Raw genomic sequence first — 12,256 nt, forward strand, 5'->3', positions numbered from 1 at the left:
AACTAATCAAGGTTTAATTAACTAGGATTTTTTAAAAGACACGAGATTAAACCGTTTCTTTTATGGACTCAATAAGTGTATTAACTGGCCGTTTTAAGCCGAGATTCTCCCTTAATGTCTTGCCTGTATATTCTGTACGGAACAATCCGCGTTGCTGCAGTACTGGAATAACCAGATCGACGAACTCCTCCAGACCACCAGGCAAATACGGAGGCATGATATTGAACCCATCCGCTGCACCATTTTCAAACCATTCTTGCATTTGGTCTGCAATTTGTTCAGGTGTCCCTTTAATCTCCCGATGTCCGCGGGCACCGGCTATCCGTTGATACAACTGGCGGATCGTCAATCCCTCACGATCAGCAAGATCCTTTAATAATTGGAAACGACTTTTCCCGCCATTTATCTCACTCACTTCAGGCAAATCAGGGAGAGGCCCATCTACCGGATAGCCTAATAAATCAACACTTATCATTCCAGACAGAAGAGATAACCCCGCTTCGACCGGAATAAGTTCCTCAAGCAGGATCTTATTAGCTTCTGCTTCTTCCTCCGTTCTTCCAATCACTGGGAAAATCCCAGGCATGATTTTCAGTTCCTCTGGTGAGCGGCCGTATTTTGCCATTCTTCCTTTTACATCTACGTAAAAGGCTTGTGCTTCTTCAAGGGTCTGCCATGCAGTGAAGATAACCTCTGCTGTCCGCGCCGCAAGCTCCTTCCCTGCTTCTGAAGAACCAGCCTGGATCACAACAGGATGCCCTTGCACCGGACGGGATATATTTAATGGACCCGCAACAGAAAACCATTCTCCTTTATGATTGATCGCGTGTATTTTGGCAGGATCCGCAAATTGGGCCGCCTCTTTATCCATAATTAAAGCATCGTCCTCCCAGCTATCCCATAGCTTCGTGACCACGTCGACAAACTCTTCGGCCCTCTCATAACGTTTTTCATGAAGGAGCTGCTGTTCTAAATTGAAATTTTGGGCCTCTACGTCAGTGCTGGATGTGACGACATTCCACCCTGCACGTCCGCCGCTTAAATGATCAAGTGAGGCGAATCTGCGGGCAACATTGAATGGTTCATTAAAAGTAGTTGATACCGTACCGACAAATCCAATATGGTTTGTTACCGCAGATAGCGCGGATAAAAGGGTAAAGGGTTCAAATAACGTATTCACGGTTTGGCCAAGGGCCTTTTGATTGTTCCTTCTTACCGCATAGTTATCGGCAACAAAAACCATATCAAACTTTCCACGCTCTGCTGTTTGGGCCAGTCTTTTTATAAAATCAAAACTCATGATTTGATCAGATTCCGCTTTTGGATGGCGCCAAGCTGCGACATGATGTCCAGGAATCATAAAAAATGCGCCTAATTTCATTTCGCGATTATTTTCAGTCATGTTTCATTCCTTCTTTCTTTTAATCTTAATTTGTATTTGTTTTCCAGCTTGAAAATTTCTTTTCTAAGGATACCAATAGATAATTGATGAACACACCAAGCAATGAAATGGTAATAATGCCTGCATACATTTGTGGGATTTGGAAGTTCTGCTGCGAGTAATTAATCAGGTATCCCAGACCTTCCTTAGCACCAACCATTTCGGCTGCAATCAACACAAGAATGGATGAGGATCCAGCCATACGTATTCCGGTAAAAATAGTCGGAATTGAAGCCGGCAAAATGACTTTATAAAACAACCTGTACGGGGGCAGTGCCATCGATTTCGCGGCCTTAATAAGTAACGGATCGACATTTCGAACAGCATTAATCGTATTTAATAGAATCGGAAACGTACAAGCAAAAAAGACGATGGAAACTTTAGAGGTTTCACCAATCCCAAGCAGCAGGATAAAGACTGGTAATAACGCTAAGGCTGCTGTATTACGAAACACCTCCAGCACCGGATTTAACAATTCGCTAGCCAGTGGATACCAGCCAATGCTTAACCCCAAAGGAATAGCAACGAGGATTGCCAGCCCAAATCCGAAAAGCGAACGGAGAATACTGGCCTGAAAGTGGGCATACAGATCACCCGAAATGACTAACCCCCACCAACTCTCTGCTACTTTGGAAAAAGGCGGAAAGAATGTGGGATCCACAAAACCCATTCGGGGAGCGGCTTCCCAAAGGATTAATAAAAGCAAAATGACAATCGATTGTTTTACAAGACTTTGCACCCAATGAAATTTAAAACCAATCCGCTGGGAACTTTGCATTGGGACTGTGAATGATTTATCAAAAACAGACATTTCTTCACCTCTTCTATTAAGTAATTAAAACCTTGTTAAGCTGATTGATCCTTATTCTCAAATGTTTGCGCTTTGACCACTTCTTCTCGGAGTAAATCCCAAATCTGGTGCCGTGCATTTGCAAATGCTGTGGTCGAACGCAGATCCTCTTCGTGACTTGTTGAATGGAGCGGATTATCAATAATTTGTTTAATCGTACCCGGCCGGGAAGTCATGACGGCCACACGCTGGCCTAGATACACTGCCTCGTCAATCCCATGTGTAATAAACACAATGGTCTTTTTAGTATGTTCCCAGATTCGAAGCAATTCTGTCTGCAAGGTTTCACGTGTCTGTGCATCAAGTGCAGCGAAAGGTTCATCCATTAACAGCACCTCAGGGTCAAACGCCAAACTTCGGGCAATAGCCACACGCTGCTTCATTCCTCCTGAGAGTTCATGCGGATAACGATCCTCGAAACCTGATAATCCAACCAGTGACAAATAGTAGCGCGAAATTTCAGCCCGCTCTCTTTTCGGAATACCTTTTGACTCTAGACCAAATTCAATGTTTCCTTTGGCGGTCTTCCAAGGCAATAATGCATACTGCTGAAAGACAATCCCCCGATCTAAACCGGGTCCCTCAATCGGTTTTCCATCCAATAAGATCCGTCCGGAGGTGGGTTTCGTCAGACCTCCTAAAAGGTCCAGCAAAGTGGACTTTCCGCAGCCAGATGGGCCTACTAATGAAAGAAATTCTCCACTGTTTACCGAAAAATGAACATTTTTAATGGCTGTAAATTCTTTAAACGATCCCTTTCCTTTATCTACATCCCTTACTTTAAAGACCTTACTGACATGTTCAAACTCAATTTTTGCTGTCATTCTCTCACCTCTTTACTTTTTTTGAAGTTCATCCTTATATGGGTTAAATTCATTGGTATATAAATCATTTATTTTCACTTCGCCATCTTTGAACTCACCATTTTTCTTCAGCCAATCGACCCAAATACTAAATTCCTTTTCCTGAATCACTCCACCTTTCTCAGCTATACCGGTACTTTTCCAATATTGCAGCGTTTTTGTATCTTCTTTGCGCCCCCGTTTCTCAATAATAGATTCATAACGGGCTATCACTTCCTCTCGTGAATGGGTCTGTGCCCACTCAATGGCTTTTGCTGTAGCCTCAACAAACTTTTTCACTGTATTTGGATTTTGTTTAATAAATTTTTCGGTAAAGACATAGCTGCCGGCTGTAAACGGACCTAACAAATCATAATCACTAAAAAGTTTGCTGAGCCCACCATTTTTTACAGCCAGATCCCCTAACATCCCAGTCAAAACAGCGACATCGATTTGTTTTTGCCGCAGTGCTTGCTCTGTACTTACCGGTGGCAGAACAACTAAAGTTACTTTCTTAATTTCCTCATCTGTTAATCCATTTTGTTTTAAATATTCTTTTAGAACGAATTCAGCATGGGCTCCCATTGTGTTCATACCTACCTTTTTTCCAATTAAGTCGCGGGCAGTTTTTATCGGACTGTCATTTAATACGTAATAAGCGGTATATGTATCCTTATCACTGCCGTAATAACCAATGACTGACTTAATAGGTGCCCCGCTCGCTATCAATTTGGCTATAGCCCCGTTAAATGCACCGCCAAAATCGGTTTGACCGGTAGCTGCATTTTGAATAGAAGCAGGTCCGCTTGTTTGATTTCCGATCCAATCCAGTTTAATTGGACCAAGATAGCCTAAATCCTCCGCTAGCTCTGGGTAAATAACACTGCCAACCGACCCTTCATATCTTATTTTTAATGTTTCATACCCGCCATCCTCTTTAGTCCCGGCTGCACCTGTCTTTTTTTCCTGACATCCAGCGGAAATAACGATTGACAATACTACTAATAATAAAAGTACTTTCCCTTTCCAATTCCTCATAACATGCCCTTCCTTCTCTTAAGATCTAAACCAATCCATCCAATTGAAATATCCTTACCGGCTACGAGAAATATCTAAGAGCTTTGGGTGCATTTCTATTTGGTGCCTGTTTCTTGAAAATAAAAAACCGAAGACATCTCTTTTTAAAGAAAAGTCTCCGGTTGTCCGGTGGATATAGGTTATTTCCTATTGAATTACTTGGTTTTCACTTATCCTAACAGCTCTATTTTTAAACGTCAACGGTATGTTTAAAATTTTCCAAATAGGATTTTTCTATTAGTCTCATTATATATTTTTAATTGACAGTAGAATTTAGACCCTTTAAAATCACATTAAACCGATAGGGATTACATAATTAACATTCAAATGAATTGCTGACCAGTCACCTGGAAGCCGGAGCCAAATGCTCTGGCTTTCTTTTGTCTTATCGGTCCATTATTTAAGCGCCGCTTTCGCGGTGAAAAACAAGGAGGAAATAAAATGAGTAATGTGAAAGAAGTGCAAAATGGAGCTGCAATTGTAGTCACACCAGTGGCTGGACGGATTGGAGCAGAAATTTCAGGGGTAAAACTTTCAGGTGAACTAGACGCCAATACTGTTGATTCTATCCGTGAAGCCCTGTTAAAGTATAAGGTTGTTTTCTTTCGTGATCAACATCAATTAGACGATCAAGGACAGGAAGCTTTTGCGCAACTGTTCGGTAAACCAGTTGTTCATCCAACGGTTCCAGCAAAAAATGGAACAAACTATATTTTAGAACTTCATTCGGATCATGGCGGTCGTGCCGATTCATGGCATACAGATGTAACGTTTGAAGCGGCATATCCTAAGTTCTCTATTTTACGGGGAGTAGTGATACCAGAGGCAGGTGGCGATACCGTTTGGGCAAACACAGCTGCTGCCTATGAAAATCTGCCACAAGAATTAAAAATTCTAGCCAATCAATTATGGGCAGTCCATACCAATGCTTACGATTATGCGTCCAAGAAAAATAACGTTTCAGCTGAAGCGAAAAAACGCCATGATGAGGTCTTTACTTCCACCATTTATGAAACCGAACATCCCGTTGTCCATGTCCATCCTGAAACAGGAGAGCGCCATCTCCTACTCGGCCATTTTGTGAAAAACTTTGTCGGGCTTTCTTCCACTGATTCTGCACATATATTCTCAGTCCTGCAAGGACACGTTACACAACTCGAAAATACGGTCCGCTGGAAATGGAAAGCGGGGGATGTCATCATTTGGGATAACCGCGCAACCCAACATTATGCAGTCAATGACTATGGCAATGCACAAAGAGTTGTCCGAAGAGTTACAATTGATGGAGAGACACCTAGCAGCTTAGATGGCCGCCGTAGTATCACAAAAACGAAAGTAAGAAAGATTCAATAAATGGATCTTCCATCCCTTTATGATAGGTAATGTAAATGTATTAAACATCTAAACTACGATCCTAATTAAAAAGGAACGATGCAGCTTGCGGCAGCATCGTTCTTTTTAGATATATATCCAACAACTTTAATACAAATTATGGTAAATAAATTTTTGCATCTTGATTATAAGTTTACATAATTATATTATATTTAACCGATAAAATTCCTTAAGTTATGACACTTGTTAGCCTTAAATGTACATAAAAAGTCTCCCAACCAACTGGTTGAGAGCCATTATTTTTATGATGGATTATTGCAATTTCATCCACTTATCATATTGTTTTTGCTTTTCCTTAATAATCTTATCTATTCCAGCTGCTTTTAACTTTTTATTAAAATCTACTAGTGACTTATCAGGATCTAATGTTCCAGATCCTAGTCCATCCCGGTATTGATTTACTACATTCTGACATGCTGCAATTTCTGACTTCACTTGATTAACATCGAAAGTGAAACCATAAGCTGGTGATTTAATCATGGAATCATTAAAACTCTGTAATTGCTTCCAGTGATCAGGATCGTCACCCTTCCAAACAGAAGTTAGGAAGTTATTTCCAACCTCCCAGTTATTAAATACATACTTTGACTCCTTTCCCCCTTCTGGTAAACTAATTGATCCATCAGAATTTTGGGTATAATGTTTACCTTCTATTCCGTTAGCGAGTAGATTCATAATATCTTTGTCGCTATATAAGAGATTTAAAAATTCCATCGATTTTTCAGGATTTTCACTATTCTTAGAAATAGACATACCAAATGCTGTTGCACCATTTGTTGCCATATAACTATCTGATAGTGCCACAGAAACCATCTCATGACCAGTTAGCCTTGATTCTTGCGCTTCAAAACCAGGTTTTAAATTATTAAAGTAACCGAATCCTTTATTGGCTTTTACAATGTTTGCCGCAGTTTCCTTTGATGTAGCTGCATCTTTCATAATGTATCCTGCTTCGTACCATTTTCTTGATAACTGAATCTGATCTATATAATCTTTATCTTCATATAAATTAATGATTTTCTTAGGATCACCATGATAGTTAATAGCTCCAAAACCGTCCCCTAATGAATCATACATTCCACCAAGCCTTGAATCTGTTGCACCACTCCCAGTGTTTACAATTGGGGTTAAATTAGATTCATTCTCTTTCACAATCTTAAATACATCTGTTAAATCTTGATATGTCTTAACCTTTGAGAGATCAATATGATATTTATCAACAATATCCTTTCTCATTATAAAGCCATAATTAGCTCCAAACTCCCTGGCACTAGGGATTGCATAAATTTTACCGTTCACTTTCGTTCCTTCCAGTACATCTTCAGAAAAAACCTTTAGTATGTCTTTTCCATGCGATTTTAGTAAATCATCTAAGGGAATAAATTCTCCTCTTGTTGCCTGAAGAGCATAATTACCAAATACCGATGTGGAGAGGATGAGATCTAATTTTTCACCACTTGCTACCATCAACTTTGATTGATTGTCCCATGCAGATATACCGATTGGATCCAACTCGACAGTGGCATTTATTTTCCTTTTGGTAATCTTGTTTATTTCCTCCTGCACTTGTGAAATGTCATCAAGATTGGTTCCAGTGCTAACGTAGGCCATTTTGATTTTATAAGCTGAGCCTTTATCCCCGGATTCTGTAGTACCTGTACTACTTTTGCTAGAGCAAGCTGTTGTCAAAAGGATAGCGACTAAAACGAGTAAAAATACCTTTACCATCATTCTTGTTTTTTTCATATTTTTTATCCCCTCTAATTGTAGATATGATTCTCTTAATCTTAACTATCTCTCTTAACGAAAATCCGACTTACCTTTCTATAGGAAGGATTAGGCGGGATTTGCAATTACCCCCAAAGTGCAGTGTCTGGTTTACTATTTTTGTGGATTCTTGTAATGACCAAATCCCCTCTTGATTGCTATGAATAGAGTATTGCGGAAAATCAGATGAGGAAATATCTACACGCAGGCGTGAACCAGCTTTTAGCCGCCACGAAATATCCCACATATCCAAATGTAGTTCTACAATGTCACCTGGTTCATAAGGCAAACGGCTGCTTTCGTCATTTTGTCTATAGGCAAGTGTTCCAATGCTCCCACGTATGTTATACGTTCTGCCATCTTCGTGTATTTCCATTACTTTTGCGGTAAATGCTGTATCCTTGGCCTCTGAGCTGACATATAACTGTAATTTTATATTGCCTAAAATATCAAGATCCGTCTCAAGCGGTGGAGATACAAAACTTAAGACATCCTCACGCCACCCGCATTCGGGCTGCGGCAGACTCCCGACTTCATTCATGGTACGCATCATGGATTCTGCGCCATGAGATAATACAGGATGAGCAGGATCGTAAATATAGTGTAATTGGTCCTTTTTTTCAGGCGCATTTCTTTGCAGCACATATGCACCTTCATCACATTTGTCAGTTGAAAAAAAGTACTCCAACTGACCATTTTGAAATGGGTATTCCCGTTTGCTTTGCCAAAGGTCAGCACCAATTTTATAAATTTTTACTTCCCCATCAGGTAGTTCTTTTTGGACAAGCAAATTGTAAAACCAATTAAACGCATTTACTTCATCTGCATTATCCAAATTTTCCGCTTTAACCCCTTGGACGCATGGCATGAAACCATGATTCCATGCCCCTATTCGGAAAACGCTGTGCTCTTTTGCTTTTTGCGATAAATTTTGCCACGTCTTGAAGGCACTCCCCAGATGATGATCATACCAGCCTCCACCTAAATAAATGGGGATTGTGACCTTTTTCGGTATATCAGCAAGCACTCTCCAAAATCCTTCACGCCAGTAACTGTCATCCCGGTTTGTGCTTGTAATCCAGCTCCGATACCAATCGAGACGTGCTCCCCACATCTCTTCATCAACATTAATATGAGGCCGGTATTTTGCAGAATCAATGTAGTCAGCCTTTACTGGGAAGCCAGCGTTATCCATTGCCCATGAAGTCAGAACATCTTGTCTGAACAATCCATTTTTGTAGGCTGATGTGAACCTGTCTGTACCGTAATGTGTAAGGTACATGGTCTTCACCTTATCTGGTACAATATCTGCTACTGCCCATCCTGTAAGGGCAAGATACGAATTCCCTATGTACCCGATACTCTCCACTTCATTCAAGCTGTTAATCCAATCTAATGTATTCTTCCCATCGTTTCGTTCATTGATATTTGGCTCCCAATTCCCCTCTGAACCGCCAGTTCCTCTGCAAAATTGGTAGACAAACATGAATCCCCGCTTGCAGTATTCTTCAGATTGGATACGGATTATACTTTCCATCGCAGGATAGCAGGTTCGTGTTAGAATCGCTGGAAATGGACCATTTCCAGGGGGGTTATACACAACTGTACGCAGCCTTACACCATCATCCATCGCTAACATAATTTCTTCAGGTTCTTGTACCTCACCTATCGGCTTAACTTCTAGACTAGCGTATTGCTGTTTAATATATTGCTGAACTTCCTCTAACCATTCGTTTTCATCCATAACCAGCCCCCCTGCCTTCGCTTTCTTTTATTTAGTTTAGGTCCATTTCCAACATAAGTCCGCTTAATGACTTCCCGTGTTTATCCAGTGCCAATGAGCGTGTAACACCGCCCCCAAGAGTGTTTTCCAGAACAAAATTTAACGCTCCCAAACTAGGAACTTCATATCGTTTCACCCTTGTTGCCCCTATTTTTGAAAACCATGCCAAAACTTTATCCTCTGTTAATTGTTCGCATAAACACGGGTAGTCTTCCTGTCTGTAAGCGATTACAGAAATAGTAGAGATATTTCCTTTGTCACCAGTGCGTGAGTGCGCAATTTGATATAACTTCATTGTGCAGAACCTCCAGCCCATATAATGCCAGATTTCACATCTTCTTCGGGTATCAGAACAGATGCAACTGATACGATGTTTGTGACATCTCCTCTAATTCCGCCTCCTCCTGCCGGTCCATTTACATATAAAGATTCTACTTCTCTTGCTGCGATTTCTGCGATTTCTTTATGATCTGTCCTCATCGATACACGTAATCGAACCTCATTTGGTTCTGTCTTTTCTAATTGAACTGTTGCTGCTCCAAATAGACTATTGATTCCAATCAAATCCGTCCGCAGCTCTTTATAATCCACCTTTAGTATTTCTATGCGTTTTTTAATAACTTCTTCTGCAAGTTGAGCGCGGGCCACACAATTATGTCCCCCATAACTTATTTCACCCTCGCCAATAAATCCATCAAGATAGCCAACACTTACTTTTAATGAACCGGTTTTACTTTTCCCAGAAGCTCCTTTCACCAGCACCCTATTGGTTCCAAGTTCCTCCACCGTAATATTAGAAAAATCCGCCACTACATCCGGTGTAATATAGTTCATGGGATCTTGCACTTCGTAAAGCAACTGCTCTTTTACAGTTAAATTGTTTAAAATCCCTCCGGTATCTGGAAGCTTTTCAATCACTATGTTGCCGTTTTCAAAAAAGGTTAGGATTGGAAATGCTAAATTCCACAATTCCGGTACATCCTTATAACCCGGGTCAGCAAAATATCCGCCTATTACCTGCCCTGCACATTCCAAAAGATGCCCAGCTGCAACTGTTTTGCCGAGAAACTCATAATCGCTATAGGATCGGCCAAATTCATGCATTATGGGACCTGTTGCTAACGAAGGATCAGCAGCCCGGCCTGTTACAACAATATCTGCCCCTTCTGCTAGTGCTGTTGAAATGGCTTGTCCGCCAATATATGCGTTAGCCGATATGATATTGTCCCTGATTGTTTCAAGTTTACCTCCCGTTTCCATCATTGGCATTTGGCTATAGTTATTGATTATACTCAATACGTCATCACCGCTAACAGCAGCAATTTTCAATTGATTTAGCCCATTTTTACAAGCAATTTCATAGATTTTCTTTGCTGCAGCAATGGGGTTGGCTGCTCCCATATTTGTAATGACTTTAACCGGATGGTCCTTAAGCAATGGAATTACTTTATCCATGCGATATTCTAGAAGATAATTGTAACCTTTGTCTGGATTGGAATGCTTTTCCTTTTGTGCGAGAGCAATGGTTCTTTCTGCCAAGCATTCGAATATGATATAGTCCACATTCCCTCTGATAATGTTATCCAGTGCAGGTTCTATTCGATCTCCCGCAAACCCTGCTCCAGCCGCAATTCTAATTGACTTCATTTTTTCATCTCCGAGTAGTTTGTCTATCTTTCTATCTGTTCTACCTATATTTTAATTGGCAAAGGTATTATAATGCTAATAAATGATAGTTATAAACAATATAAGTATAAGTAATAGTGCAGGGGGATTTGTGATGCCACTTGAATTGAATTTGGAATATTATCGTGCATTTTATTATGTGGGACGTCTAAACAGCATATCAAAAGCTGCTGATACTTTGTTCCTTTCACAGCCTGCCGTAACACAATCCATTAAAAAATTGGAGAACCATTTTGAATGCAAATTGTTTTCACGAACAGCAAAAGGGATGATATTAACAAATGAAGGAGAGATTTTATTCTCGCACGTTACGAAGGCAATGGAAGAGCTAATGACCGGGGAAAAAGAGCTTAATCGAATGATAAAATTTGAGATTGGGAAGCTGGAAATTGGTGCAACCGAAACAGCCCTTTATCATTATTTAATACCAAAAATTGAGGCATTCCGTCGAAGCCACTCAGACATCTATATGAATGTTGTGGGCAGTTCGACTCCTGAGATCATTCATATGCTGCGTAATGGAAATGTAGATTTAGCCTTTGCTGTTTCCCCGATTCCTGATGCGGAAGATTTAATTATTACTAAGGTTTCGGATTTCCGTGATATTTTAATAGCGGGTTCTGCATACAATAATCTCCAAAATCGGATTGTGTCCATAAACGAGGTAAGCGAGCTGCCGCTTGTAACAGTAGAAAAAGGGACGAGCGCTCGGGAACATTTAGATTTGTGGTTTGAAGAGCAGGGAATTCTTCTTGATCCGGAATACAGTGTTCGAACCTCCACAACCGTACTGCCATTTGTTGAACGTAATCTAGCAATTGGCATTGTTCCTTCCATGTTCGCACTGGAGTTGATTCAACAAGGGCGAATCTTTCAATTAAATGTAGAAAAAGTTATTCCTCCCCGCAGTATTGTGATGATGAGCAAATCTGATTCAAAAATGTCCTTGCTTTGCAAGCATTTTATCAGTTATCTTATTGACTGTTAATAGAAAAGATTTTTGATAAAATTTTTTATTAATTTAAAGGTGTCTTCCTTATTAAAATTACTTCCCAAAGCAACTCCTTCAAGGGAAAGGAATGAACTTCTAAATCTGTGCCTGTTATTTTTATACGTCTCATGACTTCCCTATTATTTTTTATCTGAATATTTCAAGGTCCATATCCCTAAAATTTACAATGATTTTCTGCCTCCAACAATTTAGAATATAGATGAAGAGGAGATTTCGTTACTTAGACTCTTACTCAATTGTTATAATCCAAGTAAATATAATTCAATAATCTCATTTAATTAATAAGGGGCAGACTTCCATTCGCCTCGAAAATCGATTACATTTTTCACAAAAATTACTTCAATATAGAAAAAGTAGCTAAAATCTAGTAAAATATCCACATGTGATATTAGATAAGGGGTTAAAA

Annotated in this window: 10 protein-coding genes; 2 read left to right on the plus strand and 8 right to left on the minus strand. The window is 40.0% G+C overall.

Annotated features, from left to right (window positions below; all coding sequences use genetic code 11):
• Positions 1-46: 46 nt before the first annotated feature.
• Genes GXK58_RS12480 through GXK58_RS12495 form a run of 4 tightly spaced genes read right to left on the minus strand, consistent with a single transcriptional unit; the run spans position 47 to position 4,171 of the window.
• Positions 47-1,402 carry an LLM class flavin-dependent oxidoreductase gene (locus tag GXK58_RS12480; protein WP_160723268.1) on the minus strand — a complete coding sequence of 452 codons (1,356 nt, stop codon included), beginning with the start codon at positions 1,400-1,402 and terminating at the stop codon, positions 47-49.
• Positions 1,403-1,427: 25 nt separating this feature from the next.
• Complete coding sequence (locus GXK58_RS12485; RefSeq protein WP_160723270.1) at positions 1,428-2,252, minus strand: ABC transporter permease; 825 nt, start codon at positions 2,250-2,252, stop codon at positions 1,428-1,430.
• 35 nt (positions 2,253-2,287) lie between these two features.
• Complete coding sequence (locus GXK58_RS12490) at positions 2,288-3,115, minus strand: ABC transporter ATP-binding protein (protein WP_160723272.1); 828 nt, start codon at positions 3,113-3,115, stop codon at positions 2,288-2,290.
• Positions 3,116-3,127: 12 nt separating this feature from the next.
• A complete protein-coding gene (locus GXK58_RS12495; protein WP_160723274.1) occupies positions 3,128-4,171 on the minus strand; it encodes an ABC transporter substrate-binding protein in 1,044 nt (347 codons plus the stop codon).
• Between the two features lie 480 nt (positions 4,172-4,651).
• Between GXK58_RS12495 and GXK58_RS12500 the strand changes: the two genes are divergently transcribed.
• Complete coding sequence (locus tag GXK58_RS12500; RefSeq protein WP_160723276.1) at positions 4,652-5,563, plus strand: TauD/TfdA dioxygenase family protein; 912 nt, start codon at positions 4,652-4,654, stop codon at positions 5,561-5,563.
• 291 nt (positions 5,564-5,854) lie between these two features.
• Here the strand turns inward: GXK58_RS12500 and GXK58_RS12505 are convergent, their stop codons facing one another.
• The 4 genes from GXK58_RS12505 to GXK58_RS12520 all read right to left on the minus strand — a co-directional run bounded on the left by GXK58_RS12505 (position 5,855) and on the right by GXK58_RS12520 (position 10,799).
• Entirely contained in the window at positions 5,855-7,348 is a 1,494-nt protein-coding gene (locus tag GXK58_RS12505; RefSeq protein WP_160723278.1) for an ABC transporter substrate-binding protein, read from the minus strand.
• Positions 7,349-7,418: 70 nt separating this feature from the next.
• Positions 7,419-9,113 carry a CocE/NonD family hydrolase gene (locus tag GXK58_RS12510; protein ID WP_160723280.1) on the minus strand — a complete coding sequence of 565 codons (1,695 nt, stop codon included), beginning with the start codon at positions 9,111-9,113 and terminating at the stop codon, positions 7,419-7,421.
• Between the two features lie 31 nt (positions 9,114-9,144).
• Entirely contained in the window at positions 9,145-9,447 is a 303-nt protein-coding gene (locus GXK58_RS12515) for an AtuA-related protein (protein WP_160723282.1), read from the minus strand.
• A complete protein-coding gene (locus tag GXK58_RS12520; RefSeq protein ID WP_160723284.1) occupies positions 9,444-10,799 on the minus strand; it encodes an acyclic terpene utilization AtuA family protein in 1,356 nt (451 codons plus the stop codon). The genes GXK58_RS12515 and GXK58_RS12520 overlap by 4 nt, the downstream gene beginning before the upstream one ends.
• Before the next feature lie 133 nt (positions 10,800-10,932).
• On the opposite strand from GXK58_RS12520, the gene GXK58_RS12525 reads away from it, so the two are divergent.
• Positions 10,933-11,826, plus strand: coding sequence for a LysR family transcriptional regulator (locus GXK58_RS12525; protein WP_160723286.1), 894 nt, complete (start codon positions 10,933-10,935; stop codon positions 11,824-11,826).
• Positions 11,827-12,256 lie beyond the last annotated feature (430 nt).

This window comes from Bacillus sp. USDA818B3_A, from assembly GCF_009928415.1.
Taxonomy (GTDB): domain Bacteria; phylum Bacillota; class Bacilli; order Bacillales; family Cytobacillaceae; genus Neobacillus.